General features: G+C 63.9%; 21 protein-coding genes and 1 tRNA gene. 17 read left to right on the forward strand and 5 right to left on the reverse strand.

From position 1 onward, the window contains the following. Positions 1–44: 44 nt before the first annotated feature. On the forward strand, positions 45–983 hold the full coding sequence (gene mtnP, locus SynRS9909_RS07095) for an S-methyl-5'-thioadenosine phosphorylase (protein WP_007102464.1): 939 nt from the start codon (positions 45–47) through the stop codon (positions 981–983). Here mtnP and murQ read toward each other — a convergent pair. Genes murQ through dnaK form a run of 4 tightly spaced genes read right to left on the reverse strand, consistent with a single transcriptional unit; the run spans position 980 to position 5,232 of the window. Further along, complete coding sequence (murQ, locus tag SynRS9909_RS07100; RefSeq protein ID WP_038001349.1) at positions 980–1,918, reverse strand: N-acetylmuramic acid 6-phosphate etherase; 939 nt, start codon at positions 1,916–1,918, stop codon at positions 980–982. The two genes, mtnP and murQ, sit on opposite strands and share 4 nt — an antisense overlap. 11 nt (positions 1,919–1,929) lie before the next feature. Further along, positions 1,930–2,319 carry a DUF3110 domain-containing protein gene (locus tag SynRS9909_RS07105; RefSeq protein WP_007102462.1) on the reverse strand — a complete coding sequence of 130 codons (390 nt, stop codon included), beginning with the start codon at positions 2,317–2,319 and terminating at the stop codon, positions 1,930–1,932. 41 nt (positions 2,320–2,360) lie between these two features. Next, entirely contained in the window at positions 2,361–3,254 is an 894-nt protein-coding gene (locus tag SynRS9909_RS07110; RefSeq protein WP_007102461.1) for a DnaJ C-terminal domain-containing protein, read from the reverse strand. Then, on the reverse strand, positions 3,238–5,232 hold the full coding sequence (gene dnaK, locus SynRS9909_RS07115; protein WP_007102460.1) for a molecular chaperone DnaK: 1,995 nt from the start codon (positions 5,230–5,232) through the stop codon (positions 3,238–3,240). Before dnaK ends, SynRS9909_RS07110 begins: the two co-directional genes overlap by 17 nt. Before the next feature lie 147 nt (positions 5,233–5,379). Here dnaK and pstC point away from each other — a divergent pair, with 147 nt between their 5' ends. The 3 genes from pstC (at position 5,380) to pstB (ending at position 8,118) form a co-directional block, all read left to right on the forward strand. Beyond that, entirely contained in the window at positions 5,380–6,330 is a 951-nt protein-coding gene (gene pstC, locus SynRS9909_RS07120; RefSeq protein ID WP_007102459.1) for a phosphate ABC transporter permease subunit PstC, read from the forward strand. Between the two features lie 8 nt (positions 6,331–6,338). Next, positions 6,339–7,232 (forward strand): phosphate ABC transporter permease PstA, encoded by an 894-nt coding sequence (gene pstA, locus SynRS9909_RS07125; RefSeq protein ID WP_007102458.1) that lies wholly within the window; start codon positions 6,339–6,341, stop codon positions 7,230–7,232. Between the two features lie 67 nt (positions 7,233–7,299). Then, complete coding sequence (gene pstB, locus SynRS9909_RS07130; protein WP_007102457.1) at positions 7,300–8,118, forward strand: phosphate ABC transporter ATP-binding protein PstB; 819 nt, start codon at positions 7,300–7,302, stop codon at positions 8,116–8,118. 102 nt (positions 8,119–8,220) lie between these two features. Here the strand turns inward: pstB and SynRS9909_RS07135 are convergent. Next, a tRNA-Ser gene (locus SynRS9909_RS07135) sits at positions 8,221–8,307 on the reverse strand. A gap of 54 nt (positions 8,308–8,361) precedes the next feature. Between SynRS9909_RS07135 and SynRS9909_RS07140 the strand changes: the two genes are divergently transcribed. The 13 genes from SynRS9909_RS07140 to SynRS9909_RS07200 all read left to right on the forward strand — a co-directional run bounded on the left by SynRS9909_RS07140 (position 8,362) and on the right by SynRS9909_RS07200 (position 21,370). Further along, the gene (locus SynRS9909_RS07140) at positions 8,362–8,730 is read left to right on the forward strand and encodes a 2Fe-2S iron-sulfur cluster-binding protein (protein ID WP_007102456.1); all 369 of its coding nucleotides are present in this window, start codon (positions 8,362–8,364) and stop codon (positions 8,728–8,730) included. After that, a complete protein-coding gene (locus tag SynRS9909_RS07145; RefSeq protein WP_038001348.1) occupies positions 8,720–9,580 on the forward strand; it encodes an inositol monophosphatase family protein in 861 nt (286 codons plus the stop codon). The genes SynRS9909_RS07140 and SynRS9909_RS07145 overlap by 11 nt, the downstream gene beginning before the upstream one ends. A 23-nt stretch (positions 9,581–9,603) precedes the next feature. Further along, the gene (locus SynRS9909_RS07150; protein WP_007102454.1) at positions 9,604–10,782 is read left to right on the forward strand and encodes an ATP phosphoribosyltransferase regulatory subunit; all 1,179 of its coding nucleotides are present in this window, start codon (positions 9,604–9,606) and stop codon (positions 10,780–10,782) included. A gap of 24 nt (positions 10,783–10,806) precedes the next feature. Beyond that, complete coding sequence (locus SynRS9909_RS07155; protein WP_007102453.1) at positions 10,807–11,031, forward strand: ferredoxin family protein; 225 nt, start codon at positions 10,807–10,809, stop codon at positions 11,029–11,031. A gap of 82 nt (positions 11,032–11,113) precedes the next feature. Then, positions 11,114–13,024, forward strand: coding sequence for a molecular chaperone HtpG (gene htpG, locus SynRS9909_RS07160; RefSeq protein WP_007102452.1), 1,911 nt, complete (start codon positions 11,114–11,116; stop codon positions 13,022–13,024). A gap of 62 nt (positions 13,025–13,086) precedes the next feature. After that, entirely contained in the window at positions 13,087–13,323 is a 237-nt protein-coding gene (rpmB, locus tag SynRS9909_RS07165; protein ID WP_007102451.1) for a 50S ribosomal protein L28, read from the forward strand. A 40-nt stretch (positions 13,324–13,363) separates the two neighbouring features. Continuing rightward, positions 13,364–13,918 (forward strand): peroxiredoxin, encoded by a 555-nt coding sequence (locus SynRS9909_RS07170; RefSeq protein ID WP_007102450.1) that lies wholly within the window; start codon positions 13,364–13,366, stop codon positions 13,916–13,918. A gap of 98 nt (positions 13,919–14,016) precedes the next feature. Then, complete coding sequence (gene ggpS, locus SynRS9909_RS07175) at positions 14,017–15,516, forward strand: glucosylglycerol-phosphate synthase (RefSeq protein ID WP_007102449.1); 1,500 nt, start codon at positions 14,017–14,019, stop codon at positions 15,514–15,516. Then, the gene (locus SynRS9909_RS07180) at positions 15,513–16,793 is read left to right on the forward strand and encodes an ABC transporter substrate-binding protein (RefSeq protein WP_007102448.1); all 1,281 of its coding nucleotides are present in this window, start codon (positions 15,513–15,515) and stop codon (positions 16,791–16,793) included. The genes ggpS and SynRS9909_RS07180 overlap by 4 nt, the downstream gene beginning before the upstream one ends. Next, positions 16,790–17,656 carry a carbohydrate ABC transporter permease gene (locus tag SynRS9909_RS07185; protein ID WP_007102447.1) on the forward strand — a complete coding sequence of 289 codons (867 nt, stop codon included), beginning with the start codon at positions 16,790–16,792 and terminating at the stop codon, positions 17,654–17,656. Before SynRS9909_RS07180 ends, SynRS9909_RS07185 begins: the two co-directional genes overlap by 4 nt. Positions 17,657–17,660: 4 nt before the next feature. Then, the gene (locus SynRS9909_RS07190) at positions 17,661–18,479 is read left to right on the forward strand and encodes a carbohydrate ABC transporter permease (RefSeq protein ID WP_007102446.1); all 819 of its coding nucleotides are present in this window, start codon (positions 17,661–17,663) and stop codon (positions 18,477–18,479) included. Beyond that, entirely contained in the window at positions 18,476–19,447 is a 972-nt protein-coding gene (locus SynRS9909_RS07195) for an ABC transporter ATP-binding protein (protein WP_007102445.1), read from the forward strand. The genes SynRS9909_RS07190 and SynRS9909_RS07195 overlap by 4 nt, the downstream gene beginning before the upstream one ends. Positions 19,448–19,471: 24 nt before the next feature. Then, entirely contained in the window at positions 19,472–21,370 is a 1,899-nt protein-coding gene (locus SynRS9909_RS07200; RefSeq protein WP_007102444.1) for an NAD(P)-binding protein, read from the forward strand. Positions 21,371–21,392: the final 22 nt, after the last annotated feature.

Genomic DNA, 21,392 nt, shown 5'->3' on the forward strand with positions numbered 1-21,392 from the left:
AAGCCTAAACAGGTGATGATGGTCGTCGACGACAACATCAGCCAATGAAGGCTTCGGCAGGCACGGCGCCCCTCGATGCGGCCCGGGTGGGAGTGATCGGTGGCAGCGGTCTCTATGCCATCGACGGGCTTTCAGGTGTGGAGGAGGTGGTGGTGGACACCCCCTTCGGCAGCCCCTCGGATCCCCTGCGGGTCGGTCGCCTCAACGGCGTGGATGTGGTGTTTCTGGCCCGCCATGGGCGCGGCCATCACCTGCTGCCGAGTGAGGTGCCCTATCGCGCCAACATCTGGGCGCTGCGCTCCCTCAATGTGCGCTGGCTGGTCTCCGTCTCGGCGGTGGGTTCCCTGCGGGAGCATCTGCGCCCCCGCGACATGGTGGTGCCCTCCCAGTTCATTGATCGAACGATGCAGCGGCCCCAGTCGTTCTTCGGCGAGGGTTGCGTCGCCCACGTCAGCCTGGCGGAACCCTTCTGTTCCCGCCTCAGCTCCCTGCTCGCCAACGCCGCCGAAGCGGAGATGCCAGCCGGGCACCACCTGCATCGGGGCGGCACCTACCTCTGCATGGAGGGGCCGGCGTTCTCGACCCGGGCGGAAAGCGAGCTGTACCGCAACTGGGGCTGCGATGTGATCGGCATGACCAATCACACCGAAGCGCGACTGGCACGGGAGGCGGAAATCGCCTACGCCTCCCTGAGCATGGTCACCGACTTCGATTGCTGGCACAACGACCACGATGCCGTGTCGGTGGAGATGGTGGTGGGCAATCTGCGCGCCAATGCGGTGGCCACCGGTCCGATCCTCCATCAGTTGATGGAGTCTCTGAAGCAGCAGCGGCCCGATTCCGTGGCCCACACAGCCCTCAAGGACGCCCTGATGACGGCGCCGGAGGCGGTTCCCGCTGAAACAAGGCAGCGACTTGATCTGTTCACCGCCCCCTATTGGGGCACGGTGAGCGCCAACACGGCGAGCGCCAGCGCCGATTAGGGCGACACCAGCGCGGCGCCGCAGGAGGTCAGCGCGGGCCGCAGTTGTTCGTTGTGCTCCCGCAGACAGACTCGCGCCGGCTCCGCCTCCAGGCCCGTGGCGGCCATCAGCAAAGCGAGCTTCACCGAGCCTCCCGCTGCCTGCAGCAAGCGTTCCCCGTCCTCGCGGGGCACCCCTGCCAGATCACGCAACATGCGCAGGGCCCGGTCCACCAGCTTGCTGTTGCTGGCGGCCACATCCACCATCCGGTTGCCATACACCTTGCCCAGGCGCACCATCACGCCGGTCGAGAGGATGTTGAGAGCCATTTTGGTGGCGGTTCCGGCTTTGAGCCTGGTCGAACCGGTGAGCAGTTCCGGCCCCGTGAGCAGACGGATGTCGATCGCGCAGGGCAACACTGCCTGGGCGCTGGGGACACAGGCCATGCCGATCGTGAGTGCGCCGAGGGAACCGGCGAACGCGAGCGCCCCGTGCACGTAGGGCGTGGTGCCGCCCGCAGCAATGCCCACCACACAATCGGCCGCGCTGACGCTGCGATCACGCAGAGCCTCGGCTCCGGCATCGCGCTGATCCTCCAAACCCTCCGAACTGCGCAGCAACGCCGGTGTACCACCGGCGAGCACGCCCTGCACCAGCTCCGGCGGGCTGCAGAACGTGGGGGGACATTCAGCCGCATCCAGCACCCCGAGCCGTCCGGACGTGCCGGCGCCCACATAGAAGAGCCGGCCACCCTGGCGCAGCCGATCAGCGATCTGATCAATCGCCTCGGCGAGGGCCGGGGCGGCGCCGGCCACCGCCTCCTGGGGGCGACGATCCTCCGTGACAAACAGATCGACCAGGTCTGCGGTGCTGAGGCGATCGAGAGCGTGACTGCGCGGATTGGCCTGCTCCGTCATCAGATGGCCGCGGTCTTCCGAGGCTGAAATGGACGTCATCAGATGGCTCCTCAGAGCAGATTTTCAAGCTGACGGCGAAACGCCTCCAGCTGGGCCGATTCATCGGAGGGCGCGACGGGTTCGGCGTCCTGCCAGCCCGTCAAATCCCGGTTGGCCGTGGGCGGCGACAACAACAGCCGCTCCTCGTCGGTTTTGGGGACGAAACCACTTTCCACAAACCGCGCCACGTAACCAGCCTCCCGGCAGAAGATCTCGATGTCGTCCCGTTCGATCGCCTCCAGACTGGGCACAGGGAAATCCTGGGCCTCGAGCAGACCGGCATAGCGCTCCGCGTCATCCCGGTTCTCGAACATCAACACCACGGTGGATCCAGCCAGTTCGAGCGAATGGATCCCTTCACTTTCACCGCCGGCGTCGTAAAGCAGCACGTGAACGAGCATGGCTGTTGGCAAAGCGCAGGCAGTTTGGCACCGGCCGGCGCTCACTCCTCCAGGGCCAGCTCCTGAAGCCGTCGATAGAGGGCCCGTTCCGCCTCCGTCAACGCCGACGGGATCACCACCACGATTTCCACCAACTGATCACCACGCTGACCATCCAGCTCGAGACCCCGGCCGCGCAACCGGAGCAAACGGCCGCTGGAGGAGCCCGGCGGCACCTGAAGGGTCACCGGGCCACGCAGGGTGGGCACCTCCACGGCGCATCCGAGCGCCGCGTCCGGGGGCAGCAGTTCGAGGCGATACAGCACCCGCAAACCCTCAATGCGCAGGCCCTCGTCGGTCTGCACGCGCAGGTGCAGAAAGTGATCACCCCCGCCCGGCGTTACCCCCGCCAGGCGCAGACGCCAACCATCTCCGGCCCTTGGTGGAGTCTGCACCTCCACCAGCGTGCCGTCGGCCAGCTCCAGTTCCACGGCGGTGCCGTGCAGCGCCTGATCAGGGCTGAGCCACACATCGGTTTCCAGACTTTCAGCGGCCTGGACCGGGGGAGGGGGCGGCGGTGGTGTGGCAGCGGGCCAATCGGCATGCGTCTCCAGCTCCGGTTCCGATCGATCCGTCGGTTCTGGCTCGGCCATGCCGAGCACCACGGCGAGGTAGTGCTCAAAACTGGGAAAGCCGCTGGCGAAGGGATCCGCACCGGGGTCTGCCGCGCCCCCCTGCTGACGCGACTCCCAGGCCTGGCGACGCCTCGGGTCGCTGAGCACCGCATAGGCCTCATTGACCAACTTGAAGCGTTCCTCGGCCCGAACGTCGTTGCCATTGAGATCGGGGTGCCACCGACGGGCTTCCCGCCGGAAGGCTCGCTTGAGGGCCTGGCTGTCGCTGTCCGGAGGAAGACCGAGCAGCGCCCAGTAATCCGTTTCAGCGGTAAGGGTCATCGTCCCAGGGGTCGAAGCCTTGTCGGGTCGGGCCGTAGCGAGCGGATGGCCGGCCACGCGGTGCCGCCCAGGGATCGTCATCCCAGTCGTCATCGGCGAAGAGCTCATCCTTCAGCGACCCGAGCGTGTTGCGGATGCCCTGCAAGGGGCTGGCCTCACTGCGCCGTTCCGCCGAAAGGCGTCGGTTGAGTCCGAACAGCGCCTCCTCCAGGGCACTCACGCTCAGTTCAAGCTCCTGCAGATCCCCCTGTTCGAGCGTGTCCTGCACATCGCGCATGGCCATTTCCACAGCGCGCTGCTGCCGTTCAGCGCCGTAGGGACCCAGCTCCAGCGCCGCGTCCCGCAAGCGACGCTCCGCCTGGGCCACCAGAGTGAGGGCTCGGTTGCGCCGTTCGATCCCGGCCCGCTTGCGCCGATCCTCGTCGGCCCGCTCCTCCGCCTCCTTGAGCAGGGCCTGCAGTTCGTCTTCGTTGAGGGTGGAGCCACCCTGAATCGTGACCGATTGCTTCCGGCCCGTGGTGCGGTCGGTGGCACTGACCTGAAGGATGCCATTGGCATCGATATCAAAGGCCACCTGGATCTGGGGCACACCGCGGGGCGCCGGCGGAATGCCGGAAAGGCGGAAGCGTCCGAGGGATTTGTTGTCGGCCGCCATCTGTCGCTCGCCCTGCCACACATGAATCTCCACCGAGGATTGATTCGGCTCCGAGGTGCTGAACACATCGGATTGCCGCACCGGAATCGGCGTATTGCGGGGGATCAGCACCTTCATCAGCCCGCCCACGGTCTCCAGGCCAAGCGAGAGGGGCGTCACATCATTGAGCAGCAAATCGCGCAGTTCACCGGTGAGAATCCCGGCCTGCACCGCTGCACCGATCGCCACGACTTCATCGGGATTGACCGACTGGCAGGGGTCGTGGGGAATCAGGGTGCGCACCAGCTGTTGCACCATCGGCATCCGGGTGCTGCCACCAACGAGCACCACATCGTCCACATCTTCGGCGGCCCAGCCGGAGTCGCGCAGAGCCGCCTGCACCGGGAGCAGCAGGCGGTCGAGCAGATCGGGGCAGAGGGCTTCGAATGTGGTGCGATCCAGCCGGGTTTCGATGTGCAGAGGGCCATCCGCACCGGTGGCGATGAAGGGCAGGGAGATGGGCGTGCTGGCCACTCCGGAGAGCTCCTGCTTCGCCTTTTCCGCCGCCTCGGTCAGGCGTTGCAGCGCCTGGCGATCCCGGCGCAGGTCGATGCCGTGCTGCTCCTGGAACGCAGCGGCCAACCAGTCGACGATGCGCTGGTCAAAATCGTTGCCGCCCAGCTGGGTGTCGCCATTGGTGGCTTTCACATCAAACACGCCGTTCGCGATCCGCAGCAACGACACATCGAACGTGCCGCCGCCCAGGTCGAACACGAGCACCCGTTTCACCGCGCTGCGGTCGAAGCCGTAGGCGAGGGCTGCCGCTGTGGGTTCGTTGAGGATCCGCTCCACCTCGAGGCCGGCCAGGCGCCCCGCATCCCGGGTGGCCTGACGCTGGGCGTCGTCGAAGTAGGCGGGAACGGTGATCACCGCGGCTTCGATCGGTTCACCTAAATAGGTGGAGGCATCGTCCACTAGCTTGCGCAGGATTGCGGCCACCAGTTCTTCCGGCGCATACTCCCGCTCCATCTGGGGGCAGGCGACCCGCACATTGCCGCGGTCATTGGCGCGGATCGTGTAAGGCACCGAGAGGCTGGAGTCATCGAGCTCATCCCAGGCGCGCCCCACGAAGCGTTTGAGGTTGGCGAAGCTGTTGCGGGGGTTGAGCACCAGCTGGCGACGGGCGGCCTGCCCCACCAGCAACTCACCCTCTTTCGTGTAGCCCACCACCGAAGGGGTCGTGCGCATCCCCTCGGCATTGGCGATCACCTGGGGGCGACCGGCCTCCAGCACGGCCACGACGGAATTGGTGGTTCCCAGATCAATCCCGACGATTCGGCCCATAACCACCTGAAGGTCGACCCCACGCTACCGAGGCCACCGCTGGCGTTCAGACGAGCATGGACAGGGCAATCCCCGCCCTTTTAAAGGGACCTTAGTGATCCGGCACCCCTACCAGCATTAGTTTGCTGGGGTTTGTTGCTGAGCAGAATGTCTCCCGATACCGGAGAGCAGTATCTCCTGAGGCGTCGGCCGGCTTCCGAGAAGCTTGTTGATGTCAGTTTCAAGAATCTGGCGATCGCGCTGGCCTCGATGGTGGCGATCGTGCTGTTCGCCATCCTCGTGGTGGTGTTCTGGGGTTCCCTGGAATCCATGGGCCGTTACGGCTGGAAGTTCCTGGTGACCTCCAACTGGAATCCGGTCGACGATGAATACGGTGCCTTCACCGCCATTTACGGCACGATTGTCACGTCGTTGTTGTCACTGGCGATTGCCGTGCCCCTCGGCGTGGGAACGGCTGTGTTCATCACCGAAAACATCATTCCACCCCGAATCCGCAATGTGATCGGCGTGATGGTGGAACTTCTGGCGGCGATCCCCTCGGTCGTGCTGGGCCTCTGGGCCATCTTCGTGCTTGAGCCCTTCATTCGGCCCTTCCTCACCTGGCTGAATCAGGCCTTCGGTTGGCTGCCCTTTCTCAGCACCGCTCCGATGGGTCCTGGCATGGCGCCGGCGATTTTGATTCTCGTGGTGATGGTTCTGCCGATCATCACCGCCATCGCCCGCGATTCCCTCAATCAGGTGCCGATCAAGCTGCGGCAAGCCGCCTATGGCGTCGGCACCACCCGTTGGGGCGCCATTCTCAACGTGATCCTGCCGGCTGCCGTGTCCGGGATCGTTGGTGGTGTGATGCTCGCCCTGGGTCGCGCTATGGGCGAAACCATGGCCGTGACCATGATCATCGGCAATTCCAACAATTTCAGCTGGTCGCTCCTGGCCCCCGGCAACACGATTGCAGCCATGTTGGCGAACCAATTCGGTGAAGCTGATGGCAGCCAGGTGTCGTCGTTGATGTATGCCGCCTTTGTGCTGATCGTGTTGACCCTGGCGGTCAACGTGTGCGCCCAGTGGTTGGTGAAGCGTCTCAGCCTCAAGTACTGATTGAGATCATGACTGTTTCCAGTTCCGCCCGTCCGATTCCCGATCTCAGCTACAAGCCGGGCTTGCAACGCAACCTGCTGAGTCGCCTGCTCACCTTGATTGCCGGGCTGTTTTCGGCCATCTGCGTGCTTCCCCTCGTGCTGGTGTTGGCCTACGTGCTGATCATGGGTGGCGGCAAGATCAGCCTGGCGTTGTTCACCCAACTGCCCCCGCCGCCGGGACTGGAAGGCGGCGGTATCGGTAACGCCATCATCGGCACGATCATCGTGTCGATCATCGCCGGGCTGATTGCCATTCCGGTGGGTGTGGGCGGAGGCATCTTCCTGGCGGAATATTCCAAGGGCGGATCCTTCGCTCAGTTCATACGCTTCGGCACCAACGTGCTCTCCGGCGTTCCCTCGATCATCGCCGGTGTGTTCGTCTACGGCATCATTGTTTCGACTCGGATCTTCTTCGGTAATTCCTACAGCGCCCTCGCCGGTGGTATCGCCCTCTCGATCCTGATGCTGCCCACGGTGATCAAAACCACCGACGAGGGCCTGAAGCTGGTGTCCGACGACCTGCGCAGGGGTGCCCTTGGCGTCGGCGCCTCCCGATTCGTCACGATCGTGCGGATCACACTGCCGACGGCCTTCACCCCGATCGCCACGGGGGTGGTGCTCTCGATCGCCCGTGCGGCCGGTGAAACGGCACCACTGATTTTCACCGCCCTGTTCTCTCCCTTCTGGCCGGAGGGAATTTTCAATCCGATCGCCAGCCTGTCGGTGCTGATCTACAACTTTGCGATCATGCCCTACCAGGCCCAGAACGAATTGGCCTGGGCAGCCTCGTTCGTTCTGGTGATGTTCATCCTCGCCATGAACCTCTTCGCCCGTTGGCTCGGTCGATTTGCTGCCAAGTAATCGGCATCCCGAACGGTCGCTTCGGCACCCCCTTCTCTGACACCTCTACCAATCACCCTCCAGGGTCATGACTCTCTCCACTGCCATTCCCAGCCAGCAGGTGTCAGAAGATACCTGCATCTCCCTGCAGAACGTCACGATCAGCTACGGCAGCTATGAAGCTGTCCGCAACGTCTTCTGCGACATCCCCCGCGGCAAGGTCACCGCCTTCATCGGCCCATCCGGTTGCGGTAAATCCACCGTGCTGCGGGCCCTGAACCGCATGAATGACCTGATTGAAGGCTGCTCACTCAAGGGAAGGGTGGTTTTCGACGGGGCCGACCTCTATGACCCCAACGTCGATCCTGTGGAGGTGCGCAGGCGCATCGGCATGGTGTTCCAGCAGCCGAACCCCTTCCCCAAGAGCATCTACGAAAACATCGCCTTCGGGGCAAGGATCAACGGCTACACCGGCGACATGGATGAGTTGGTCGAGCGCTCCCTGCGCCAGGCCGCCGTGTGGGATGAGTGCAAGGACAAGCTCAATGAGAGTGGCTATTCCCTCTCCGGAGGCCAGCAACAGCGCCTCTGCATCGCCCGCACGATCGCCATCCAACCCGAAGTGATTCTGATGGACGAGCCCTGCTCGGCCCTCGACCCGATCTCCACCCTGAAGATCGAGGAAACCATGCATGAGCTCAAGAAGAGCTTCACGATCGTGATCGTGACCCACAACATGCAACAGGCCGTTCGCGTCAGCGACATGACCGCCTTCTACAACGCCGAGGCCCAGGAAGGAGGGTCCGGCAAGGTGGGTTACCTGGTGGAATTCAACGAAACCGAGAAGATTTTCAACGCCCCCACCCAACAAGCCACCCAGGATTACGTGTCTGGCCGCTTCGGTTGATCCAGATCGCCCTGCCAAGCCCCGCTCCAGCAGCGGGGCTTTTTGATGGCAATAATCCGGTCGTTAGCAAAAAAAACCGGCCTCTTGGGCCGGATCCTGCAACGGAGAGGGAGGGATTCGAACCCTCGATAGAGTTGCCCCTATACAGCATTTCCAGTGCTGCGCCTTCGACCACTCGGCCACCTCTCCAGAGGCTGGGTGTGGCAAGTGAGAATGTAGCAGGGCGTTCCCTCACCAGCAGCCATGTCACGCAGCCATCGGGTCACAATTCATTGGCGTCAGGCGCATCGCACGATCACCCATGAGGTGCCTGAGGGGGAGTACATCCTCAAAAGCTTCGAAGCGCAGGGTGATCCGCTGCCCTTCTCCTGTCGGAATGGCTGCTGCACCGCCTGCGCTGTGCGCGTGCTGAGCGGTGAACTCGACCAACGCGAAGCGATGGGCCTTTCGAAGGAGTTGCGTGCAAAAGGTTATGGCCTGCTCTGCGTGGCGCGGGCGGTGGGACCGCTGGAGGCCGAAACCCAGGATGAAGATGAGGTCTATGACCTCCAGTTCGGGCGTCACTTCGGACGGGGACAGGTGCGCCCGGGGCTGCCGCTGGATGAGGACTGACGGGATGGACCAGCAACAGATCAATGATCTGCACGCGATTGCGCGCCAGGCTGCCGAGCTGGGCGGCGCCGTGCTGATGACCCATTACGGTCAACTCACCTCGATCCGCAGCAAGGGACGCATCGGCGATCTGGTGACGGAGGCCGACCTGGCAGCCGAAGCCGAAGTTCTGGGATTGCTGCGGCAGCGCACGCCTGAGGTCGGCATCCTGGCGGAGGAATCGGGGCTCAGTGGCCCGAACCAGGGTCTGCAATGGGTCGTCGACCCGCTCGATGGCACCACCAACTTCGCCCACGGTTATCCCTTTTTCGCCACGTCCGTGGGGCTGACCCTGGAGGGTCAGCCCCTGCTGGGAGCCATCGCCGTTCCCTACCTGAAGCAGACCTATCACGGTGGCCCTGGCCTCGGCGCCCTCTGCAACGACGTCCCCATCCATGTGAGCGACTGCACCAGCCTGCAGGATTCCCTGCTGGTCACTGGCTTTGCCTACGACCGTCACAGCCGCCTCGACAACAACTACGCCGAGTTCTGCACGTTGACGCACCAGAGTCGGGGTGTGAGACGGGGCGGCGCAGCGGCGGTGGACCTGGCCTTTGTGGCTGCAGGACTTGTGGATGGCTACTGGGAACGGGGACTGGCCCCCTGGGATCTGGCGGCCGGCGTGGCTCTGGTGGAGTTGGCCGGTGGTGTGGTGAGCGGCTACGGCGACGCCCCGTTCGATCTCCACGAGGGTCGGATCGTGGCGGCGGGGCCAGGTCTGCATGCCCCGCTGCGGCAGTGCCTGGCCGGCATCGCCCCCCTGGATGGGGCCAGCTATGGGGCGGCAGCGCTGGGGGCCATGGGATCCTGAGAAGGCCCAGTGGACCGATCGCGATGGCCCTTCAACCGGCGGCGGGAGCCCGCGATCTGAATCCCCAGCAGGTCGAACACAACCATCGGCTCAGGGAGCGCCTTGCGGCGGTGTATCGCCGTTGGGGCTACGAGGAAGTGGCGCCACCACGGGTGGAGCGGCTCGACACCCTCAAAGCCGGCGGCGGCATCGCCAGTGAAGACATCGTGCGACTGGTGGCAGATGAACCTCTCGGTCTCAGGCCGGAGATGACGGCTTCCATCGCCCGGGCAGCCAGCACCCGCTTTGCCAAGCGCAGCCGGCCCCTGCGGCTGTGGGCGTCGGGCACGGTATTTGAAAACCGCCAGGCCGATGAGGGCCGCCAGTGCATTGAAGAGAAACTGCACAGCGGTGTGGAACTCTTCGGTGCCAACGCGATCAGCGCCGAACTGGAGCTGCTGACGCTGTTGATGGATGCCCTCGCCAGCCTCGATCTTCAGGGCGATCCGCAGGTGCGGCTGCTGCTGGGCCATGCCGACCTGATGACCCTGATTCTGGCCCCCTTCCGCAGCCCGGAACGGGAAGCGATCCGCATCGCCCTGATGCGCTACGACCGCCTCAGCCTTGAGGCCCTGGATCTGGATACCACCACCATGGAGCGGTTGACACGCCTGATGGATCTGCGGGGTGAACCGAACACCGTGCTCGAAACCCTGAAGCGATTGTTCGGGCCTCAACCCTCCCTGAGCGAACTGGAGCGCCTGTTTGAGCACCTGACACCCCTGGCCCAGGAGCAGGGCGTCACCCTGCAGCTGGATCCGAGCTTCCAATCCCATTACGGCCTCTATGACGGGCTGGTGTTTCAGCTGATCTGCCAGGGACAGTCAGCGCCCGTGGTGGTGGCCCGGGGTGGTCGCTACGACGGCCTGGTGAAACGCTTCGGCGCCAGAGGCGGTGATGGAGCGGGTGTTGGCTTCAGCTTCTGTCTCGATGACATCCGCGATCTGCCCTACTCCCTGGCCGCCTCCGCTGCATCGGAGCGCCGGGTGCTGGTATGCCATGGCCCCAACCAGCGCCTGGAGGAAGCGATCGCTGAGCAACGTCGCCTGCATGGCCAGGGTCACCAGGCCGAACTGGCACTGGAACCCTGCAGCGACCGCACGGAGGCGGAGCAGCGGCTACGGGACCGGCAATGCGACGACCTGGTCTGGCTTGGTGCCTAAAGTTGTCGTTGCTTGAGTCACGGCATGGCCCACACAATCGTCACCGATGTCTGCGAGGGGATTGCCGACTGCGTCGATGCCTGCCCGGTGGCTTGCATTCAACCCGGCCGAGGGCGCAACAAGAAGGGCACAGAGTTTTACTGGATCGATTTCGACACCTGCATTGATTGCGGCATCTGCCTGCAGGTGTGCCCGGTGGATGGGGCGATTCTCGCCGAGGAGCGGGCCGATCTCCAGCGCCGCTCCTGAACGGTTCGGTCACCACCCCACGGACTGTCTTGTTTCGGCCTTCGCTCCTGCCATAAGTTCTGACGGTTATTGACCCAGGGCAATGCTGGAACAAGGCCAGATTCAGATTCATACCGAGAACATCTTCCCGATCATCAAAAAGGCCGTGTATTCCGGCCATGAGGTGTTCCTCCGTGAATTGGTCAGTAACAGCTCTGACGCGATCAGCAAGCGCCGCATGGCCTCCATGGCCGGCGACTGCTCCGAAGGTTCGGATGGCCTGATTCAGATTCGGATCGATCGCGAGAAGAAAACGATCACCGTGTCTGACAACGGCATCGGCATGACGGCCGATGAAGTGAAGCGCTATATCAACCAGGTGGCGTTTTCAAGCGCCGAGGATTTCCTGGAGAAATACAAACAGGAAAGCGATGCGATCATCGGCCACTTTGGCCTCGGATTTTATTCCAGCTTCATGGTGGCCAGGCAGGTTGAACTGGTCACGCTCTCCGCTCGGCCAGAGCAACAAGCCGTGCGCTGGAGTTGTGATGGCTCTCCCTCCTTCACGCTGGATCAGGCGGAACGCTCGGAACCGGGCACCGATGTGATTCTGCATCTGCTAGAGGAGGAGCTCGAGTATCTGGAGCCAGCCCGCCTTCGCACGCTGATCACCCAGTACTGCGATTTCATGCCGGTGCCGGTGCAGCTGGAGGGTGAAACGATCAACAAGCAAACAGCTCCCTGGCGTCAGAGCAGTCGGGAGCTGTCTGATCAGGACTACATCGATCTTTACCACTATCTCTATCCCTTCCAGGGAGATCCCCTGCTCTGGGTGCACCTCAACACCGACTATCCCTATGCCCTCCAGGGAATTCTATATGTCCCGAAATCAACTGGACGCGCCGACTGGGAAAAGGGTGAGATTCGGTTGTATTGCAACCAAGTGTTCGTGAGCGACTCGATCAAGGAGGTCGTGCCTCGTTACCTGCTGCCCCTGCGTGGCGTGATTGATTCCCCCGATATCCCTCTGAATGTGAGTCGGAGTGCCCTGCAGACCGACCGGCGGGTGCGCTCGATCGGCAATTTTGTGGCCAAGAAGGTGGCGGATCGGCTCAAGGCGTTGAAGCAGGACGATGCGACGGCTTACGCGGAAGCCTGGGAAGCCCTGGCGCCCTTCGTGAAGATCGGGGCCATGGAGGATGAAAAGTTCGCTGATCAGGTCGAGCCCCTGGTGCTGTTCGGCACCACCGCCGAGAGTGACGATGGGGAGAACGATGCCGGGGCGTCCATCCTGCGCAGCGGTGAGAAGGTTTACACCACCCTGGCGGGGTACACCTCGCGCCTGCCCCAGAGTTCCGACAAGCAGCGCGTGCTCTATTGCAGCGATGAGATCGCTCAGGCCGGCGCCCTCAGTCTCTGGAAGGGCCAGGGCGCCGAAGTGCTCTTTGCCGACACGGTGATCGACAGCCAATTCCTTCCCTGGTTGGAGTCGCGCCATGACGAGCTCCGCTTCCAGCGCGTCGATGCGGAACTGGATGACAGCCTCAAAGACGACGCACCGGACCTGGTGGATCAAGGCGGTGAGACCCAGGCGGAAAGTCTGCGCAACCTGATGAAGGAGGCCCTCGCCAACGACAAGGTGACGATTCAGGTGCAGGCGCTGAAGGGAGGAGCCGACGCTCCGGCGGCCCTCATCCTCCTGCCCGAACAGATGCGCCGGATCAACGACATCGGTGCGCTGATGGAACAGCGGCTGCCAGGCCTTCCGGAGCATCACGTTCTGGTGGTGAATCGCAGCCATCCGATGGTGGAAGGCCTGCTCAAACTCGAATCCGGCGGAGTGCTGGTGGGCGCTGGCAGCAGTTCCCCCAGCAAAGCGCTCGCCCACGACCTCGCCGTTTATCTCTACGACATGGCCCGTCTGGCGGTCGGTGGCCTCGAGCCGAAGGAGCTCAGCGGTTTCCAGACCCGTAGCAGTCGCCTGATGGCCTCACTGATGGAACGGGGACTGTGAACTTGCTTTGCTAAAATAGTTGTTTGATCCGTTTGGATCAGCGATCAGTCACGGAGTCGATCATGTCCCGGGTATGTCAGCTCACCGGCACGCGCGCCAACAACGGCATGGCTGTGAGCCACTCCCATATCCGCACCAAAAAGCTGCAGCAGGCCAACCTGCAGCAGCGTCGCCTCTGGTGGGCCGAGGGCAAGCGCTGGGTCAACCTGCGCATCACCACCCGCGCTCTGAAAACAATCCAGAAGAAAGGTCTCGGCGCCTACGCCCGCTCCCTTGGCATCGATCTCAGCAAGATCTGAGATCTGTCTAGGGTCTCGAGATTGTCAGGGTCCCTTACTCATGCAGCGTCGCACGCTCCTCCAACTGCTTCTGGTCGGAGGGGTTGTGTTGTGGCGCACCCCCCAGCAGGCTCTCGCCCTCGGCGGCACACTCCCGAGATTGAACCAACCGGCGCCAGGATTTGATTGTCCGGGCACATCACGCCGCGATCCCAGCCGCTCCCAGTGGTCACTGCGGGATTTTCGTGGGCAGTGGCTTGTTCTTTATTTCTATCCACGCGATTTCACCTCCGGCTGCACCCTTGAAGCCCATGGTTTTCAAGCCGCCCTGGCCGAATTTGAAGCTGCCGGAGCATCCATCGCCGCTGTGAGCGCCGATCCCGTCGATGAGCATGCCTCGTTCTGCAGCAGCGAAGGCCTCGATTTCGTGTTGCTCTCCGATCCGAAGGGCCAGGTGAGCCAGCGCTATGGCTCCTGGATGGCACCCTTCTCGATGCGCCACACCTTCCTGATCGATCCGCAGGGTGTGTTGCGTCAGATCTGGACCGGCGTGCGCCCAGCCGGACACGCCCGCGAGGTGCTCGCTTCGCTCCAGACGGTTCAGGCCGCAGGCTGACCCCGCCTCAGGTTTGACAAAGAGCCCGCTTTAAGGAATGGTGGAGATAGATGTAAAGCGTTGGATTGAAGCAATCCAACCGAGGAGAAATCGCTTCCATGTTGAAAGAAGAAGGCAAAAGCTCATTCATTCTTCTCTACCACCGCACCCCTTTTGACGAGGGAAAGGATGAGCAGGGTAAGCGAATCTGGATCGATCAGAAAAGCCCCAACGGCATCATTCCAACCCTGCGGAACCTGTTTCGCAGCCGCCTCGATGGCACCTGGATCGCCTGGCGTCAGGTTGAATCGACCGAAGGGGTCGAAGACGAGCGCATAGCCATGAAGGCGCCGGCAGAATTCACATTGCGACGCATTCCGCTCGAGCAGGAGCAGATCTCAAGTTTTTATCACGTCACATCGAAGGAATCGTTCTGGCCGATTCTTCACACTTTTCCCACCTATTTCGACGTCAACAACACGGACTGGACCATCTTTCAGGACGTCAATCGACGTTTTGCCCAAGCCGCCTGCCATGAGGCTGGTCACGGGGCCACCGTGTGGGTGCACGACTACAACCTCTGGCTAGCCCCCGGCTACATCCGAGAGCAACGCCCTGATCTGAAAATCGCCTTTTTCCATCACACCCCCTTCCCCGGGAATGATGTGTTCGCGATTCTGCCCTGGCGGGAGCAGATCCTGGAAAGTCTGCTCAGTTGCGATCTCGTTGGTTTTCATATCCCGCGTTACACCGAAAACTTCGCCCGAGCCGCCAATTGCCTGCTGGGCGCCCGCAAGGGACCGAAGCAGCCGGTCAACGCCCGCTTCCTCTCCACCGGCTCCGCCCTCACGGAACCGTCGGAAACCCCCTGGCTCGACTACAAAGGCCGGCGGATTCAGCTGCTCTCGTCGCCGGTGGGCACCTCACCGGATGTGATTCAGGCCCTGGTGAATCGCGACGACATTCAGGACTATGCCGCCCGCATCGAAGATGACACCCGCAAGGGTCGTCAGCTGATCCTCTCGGCCAGCCGGGTGGATTACACCAAGGGCAACGAGGAGTTGTTGCTGGCCTTCGAGCGCCTGCTGGAACGTCGCCCGGAATTGCACGGCCAGGTGGTGCTCATGCTTGCCTGTGTGTCGGCTGCCAGTGGGATGAAGATCTACGACGACACGCAGCGTTCCATCGAAGAAATGGCCGGGCGGATCAATGGGCGCTTCAGCCTCATGGACTGGGTGCCGATCCGCTTCTCGACCCGCCGGATTCCCTACGAAGAAATGGTGGCCTGGTTCAGCAAAGCCGATGTTTGCTGGATCACCCCCCTGCGGGATGGTCTCAACCTGGTGGCCAAGGAATACGCCGCTGCCCGCCGCGATCACGGCGGCGTTCTGGTGCTCTCCGAATTCACCGGTGCCTCGGTGGTGCTGGATGGTGCCGTGCTCACCAATCCCTATTCCCATCGCCGGATGGATGAGGCCATCGATCAGGCCCTGGCGATGCCTCCCGAGGAACAGCAACAGCGCATGCGCAAGATGTCGGCCGCCGTGGAGGCGTTCACCGTCAGTGACTGGGCTGAAGAGCAGATGGGAGCCCTGCGCGAGGAGTCCGCCGCGGCATGACATCCGCCCTGCGCCGTCTTCGGCCCTGGATGGTGGTAGCTCTGACCATGGCCCTGCTGCTCGCGGGGAGCGTCGCCTGGCTGCAAGCTCGGTCGATCGAACCGGTCAACATCCTGATGCCGGCGCCGTTCGCCGATGCGACCCAGCCACTGGTGCAGCGGTTCAACCAGGAGCATCGCGGCCGCATTCGGCTCACGGTGACGCGAGGCCCGTTGGAAACAGAGGCGATCTCCGATCTGGCCATCAGCAGTCTGCTGCTGGGCGACACCCCCTTCGATGCCCTGTTGATGGACATCACCTGGGTGCCTAAATATGTGGCCGCGAATTGGCTGCAACCCCTCGATCCCTGGTTTGGCACCGAGGCCATCGAGGCCCTGGCCGAGGGCGTCCGCGCTGGCAACAGCGTCAACGCTGTGCTCTACCGCTGGCCCCTCGTCGCCAGCATGGGTCTGCTCTACTGGCGCACGGATCTGATCGATCAACCACCCCGCACGCCGCAGGAGCTGGTGACGATCAGCCGGCAGCTCCAGGCCGATGGCCAGGTGCCCTGGGGCTACGTGTGGGAAGGGCGCCAATACGAAGGGCTCAGCTGTGTGTATTTAGAGCTGGTGCACGGCTTTGGGGGGTTCTGGTTCCACCCCAACCAGCCAGCAGTGGGCCTCAACCAACCCCAGGCGATCGCCGCTGCCGCCTGGCTGCGTCAACTGATCAGTGAAGGGATCAGCCCTGAGGCGGTGACCAACTACGCCGAACCGGAAGCCCTGCAGAGCTTCAAGGCCGGGGATGCCGCCTTCATGCGCAACTGGCCCTATGCCTGGGCCGAACTGCAGCAGCCGGGCAGCGCCGTGCGCGGTCGGGTGGGGATCACCACGATGGTGGCCAACAGCGGCGATCCCTCCACCGCCACCCTGGGCAGTTGGGGGCTCTCGATGCTGCGCGGTAGTGCCCACCCGGAAGCCACCGCCACGGCGATCCGCTATCTCAGCTCCACCGAATCGCAGAAGGCGCTGTTTCTCTCCCACGGCTACACCCCCACCGCCGCAAGCTTGTATCGCGATCCCGAGTTGATCGCTGTGAATCCGATCCTCCCCCAACTGGAGGAGGCCCTGGAGCACGCCCTGCCCAGGCCGGAAACGCCCCTCTACGCCCAGATCAGCGACGTGCTGCAGCGAGACCTGAGCGCCAGCCTCACCGGCCAGCAGTCCGCCTCGCAAGGGATGGAGCGGGCCAGCGCCGGCACCGAGGCGATCCTGCTGGCTGCCGGAGAAACGCCGTGATCCTGCTGCTTGGGCCCGCCGGCCTGCTCCTTCTCCTGGTGTTTGTGGCGCCGCTGCTGCATTACGCCTGGCTGAGCAACCACGCCCAGTCGGTGGTCACCGGCCTCGAGCCGGTGCTCAATCACGGCGCCAACTGGATCCGACTGCTCCAGGATCAACGCTTCTGGCAAGACGCCGCCCAGACCCTGCGCTTCGCCGTTGTGTCGGTGGGGGTGGAACTGCTGCTGGCCCTGGCGATCGCCCTGTTGCTCGATCAACGCTGGCGCGGCCGTGGTGCCGTGCGGGCCATCGCCCTGATTCCCTGGGCCCTGCCCACCACCGTGATGGCCCTGGGTTGGCGCTGGATCTTCAACACCCCCTACGGCCCCCTCGATCAACTCGCCCAGGCACTCGGTTGGCCATCCCTGAACCTGTTGGCCAATCCTGCGACCACCTGGATCGCCACGGTGGTGGGTGATGTGTGGAAAACCACGCCGTTTGCGGCCCTGATCCTGTTGGCCGGCTTGCAGACCATTCCCGGTGATCTCTACGAAGCGCTGCGCCTGGAAGGGGGCAGCAGCTGGGTCTGCTTCCGACGCATCACCCTGCCCCTGTTGCGCCCTTACCTGGCCCTGGCTCTGCTGTTCCGGCTGGCCCAGGCCTTCGGCGTGTTTGACCTGATCCAGGTGATGACCGGCGGCGGACCGGCCAGCAGCACCGAAAGCCTGGCGCTGTATGCGTACCTCAACGCGATGCGATTCCTCGATTTCGGCTACAGCGCCACCGTGGTGAGCGGAAGCTTCCTGCTCTTGCTCGGTTGTTGCCTCGGCGGTTGGCTGCTGGCCCTCAGCCTCTCCAGGCCCCAGGGGCAGCAGGAGGTGTAAGCGGATGCCACACCAACGTCGCTTCTGGATTGTGCTGTTGCTGGCATGGTCGCTCGGCCCCCTGCTCTGGCAGCTTTACACCTCTTTTTGCAGCAATCAGGCCCTGGTTTCGCCCTTCGCCGCCACGCCGGAGCGCTGGACCCTGGCCCATTACCGGGCCGTGCTCAACAGTGAACCACCGTTTTGGCGCTATCTGCTCAACAGCCTGATCGTGGGCACGAGCAGCACGGTGCTCACCCTGGTGATCGCCCTCCCCGCCGCCTATGCCCTCACCCGGCTCAAGCCCTGGATTGCGCGCCCGGCGCGGCTGCTGCTGCTGGCGGCCGCGCTGTTTCCCTACGTGTTGCTGTTTCTGGCCCTGTTGGAAGTGGCGCGGAGCCTGCACCTGGGCAATCACCTGCTCGCCCTGAGCATTCCCTATGCCGCTCTCTCCCAGCCCCTGGCGATCCTGCTGCTCACCGCAGCCTTCCTGGATCTGCCTCTCGACCTGGAGGATGCCGCCCGTCTTGAGGGCATGGGGCTGTGGCAACGCCTGCGTTGGGTGCTGATCCCCCTGATCGCACCCGCCACCACCAGCACAGCGATTCTGGTGTTTCTGTTCTCCTGGAACGAATACCCGATCGCCCTCACCTGGATCAGCGACGCCTCCCTGCTCACCCTGCCGGTGGCGATGGCCCGGATCGCCGGCTCCTCGATTTACTCCGTTCCTTACGGTGCCTACGCAGCCGCCACCGTGCTGGGGTCGATTCCGCTGGTGCTCCTGGTGTTGCTGTTCCAGAAATCGATCGTTTCAGGTCTGACCAGCGGAGCCGTGAAGGGATGAGTCTGAGCCTCTCAAACATCGGTCGCCGCGCCGGCCAGCAGTGGATTCTTCGCCATCTGGAGCTGACGGTGAGCGATGGCGAATGTCTCGCCCTTGTCGGCCCGAGCGGCTGCGGCAAAAGCACCACCCTGCGGCTGATTGCCGGGCTTGATCCAGCCGATGAGGGCACCATTGAACTCGGGGGACGCGATGTCACCCGCCTGCCTGCTGTGCAACGCCGCATCGGCATGGTGTTTCAGAGCTATGCCCTGTTCCCCCACCTCAGCGTCGCCGACAACCTCGATCTGGGCCTGAAGATTCGCGGGATCGCCATCCAGGAACGACGCCGTCGGGTGAGCGACGTGCTGGAACGCATGCGGCTGAACGAACGGGCCGCCCACAAACCGGCCCAGCTCTCCGGTGGTCAACGCCAGCGCGTCGCCCTGGCCCGGGCCCTGCTCCGCGATCCGCTCATCTATCTGATGGATGAGCCGATGAGCAATCTCGATGCCCAGCTGCGGGAAGACCTCCGGCCGGAATTACGCCAACTGGTGTTGCGCGATCAGAAACCGGTCCTTTACGTGACCCACGATCAACACGAAGCGATGGCGATGGCGGATCGGATCGCCGTTCTGCATCAGGGCAGGTTGGAACAGATCGGCACACCGAGCGAGCTGTATCTCGATCCGGTGTCGCTGTTTGTGGCCACCTTCATCGGTCGCCCCCAGATCAACCTGCTGCACACCGAGTCCAACATCGTGCGTGGCGTCCGCCCGGAGACCCTGCAGCTGCAAGACGACGGCCTGCCCTGCCGGCTCACCCATCTGGAGTGGCTCGGTGCCTCCCAACTCTGGTACCTCGACAGCCCGCAGGGGGCCTTGCGCATGGTGGTGGCCGCCGACAGCCGCGTTCCAGAGACGCTCCGGGTCGGCTGGCGGCCCCAGGACGAACTGCGGTTTGATGCAGTCAGCGGCCGCCGCCATCGCTAGGTTGATCGCGGCAGTGCTGCGGTCATGGGCGACGGCGGTTCCGGACCGATCCTGATCTGCGGCATTGGCTCTCTCGGTCAGATCTGTCTGGAACGGCTCCGCCATTTCGACGTCCCTCTGATCTGCATCGACCGGGATCCACCCGTCTGGCGCTCCGACCAGCTGGAACAGGCGGTGGCCGGCCAGCTGGTGATCGGCGACATGCGCCGGCCCGAGATCCTGGAGCGCGCTCAGGTGCGGCTCGCCCGCAGCGTGTTGCTGCTCAGTTCGAACAGCACGGTGAACCTGGAAGCGGCGCTGCAGGTGAGGATTCTCAATCCCGACACCACGATCGTGGTGCGCTCGAGCAGTCAGCAAGCTTCCCTGAACACCCTGCTGCAGAGCCGGCTACCGAAACTGACGGTGGTGGATCCGCTGCTGCTCTGCGCCGGAGCGATCGCCCAGTCGCTGCGGCCGGACCGGGCACCCGCCACCTTCCGCATCGGTGGGGAGCGGCTGCGCCTGGAGCGCCTGTCCATCGACGCTGGCCACGGCAACAGCCACCGGATCCGGCCCCTGCAACTGCACAGCGGTGACCCGCCCACGCAGGGCTCCCCCCTGGTGGTGAGCTGGGAAGCCAGCAGCAGCCGATCGCGGCAACGTCGACGCACCGCCTGGAGAAGCTTTGGCGCCGTGCGGCTGATGGCCCTGCGGGATCGCCTCCGCCGGCAACTGAGATCACGCCTGGCCCAACCCCGCGCCTGGGATCTGGCCATCCTGCTGATGGTGAGTCTCTTGGTGGTCGGTGTGCAGTATTTCGCCACCGGCAGGGGTCTGCAGGAAGGCCTGTTCATCACGGTGGCCTTGCTCAAGGGGGAACTGGTCGACCCCGTGAACATGCTGATCGAGGCCAGCGGTCAGTCGCTGAACCAACTGCCCCTGCTGGCGCTGGTCACCTCCTTGCTCTACGCCCTGCTCGGCACCGTGCTCACCTCGGCGATTGTGGCCTTGATCCTCGATCAGGTGCTCAGCCGTCGTCTGGGCCTGCAACGGCGGCGGGCGCCGAAACGGGGCAGTCGCACGGTGTTGCTGCTGGAGGGAGGTGCCCTGGCGGCACCGGTGACGGAGCAGTTGGCCCTCGATGGCCTCGATGTGGTGCGGGTGGAAGCGGGAGATGGCGAGGGCGACCAACAGCTGAACCGCAGCCTCGAGAGTTTGCGACGCACCCAGTGCCTGGGTGCCGGATTGCTCTCCAACGACCTGCTGCGCAACCTTCGGATCGGCCTGGAGCTGCAGCAGAGCCTCCCCAACACCCGATTGGCGATCGTGACCAAGGACCTCGATGCAGCCGACGCCCTCGGCGATCTGCTCGGCGGCATCACCCTGATCTCCACCCTCGACCTGGCGGCGGATGCCTTCGTGGCGACCGCCTTCGGCGAGAAAGTGGAGGAGGTGCGCCGCTTGGATGGCAACAACCTGCTTCTCGTGCGCTACCGAGTCGAAACCGACGACAGCCTGCATGGCCTCAGCATTGCCAGGTTGCAATGCGGCTTCGGGGTCACCGCCGTCGCCCTGCGCCGCCAGCTCCACGCCGCTTACACCCTGCTGCCCGGCCTCGACTGGACGCTCTCACCCGGCCAGGAGCTGGTGGTGCTTGCCGACCTGAAGGGACTGCGCCGGATTGAACGCAACGACATCCGGCCACCGCGCTGGCGGTTGCGCTATCAGGTGCATCATCGATCGGCCCAGAGCTTCGACACCCAGCAGGTGCTGGCCCGCAACCTGGGCCAGGCGCCGGGATCCTTTGCCGAGGCAATGGATGGTGCCTGGCACTGCACCCCCGCCCTGGATCTGCCCCTGGCCGAACAACTGCAGGCGGAACTCCGTCGCATGGCGGTGCGGACGGAACGGCTGGCCATGGACGACGGTGCGATGTGCTGCTGAGTACTGCAACGCCTCAACTGGA

It is taken from the genome of Synechococcus sp. RS9909 (assembly GCF_014279595.1).
Lineage (GTDB): Bacteria > Cyanobacteriota > Cyanobacteriia > PCC-6307 > Cyanobiaceae > Synechococcus_C.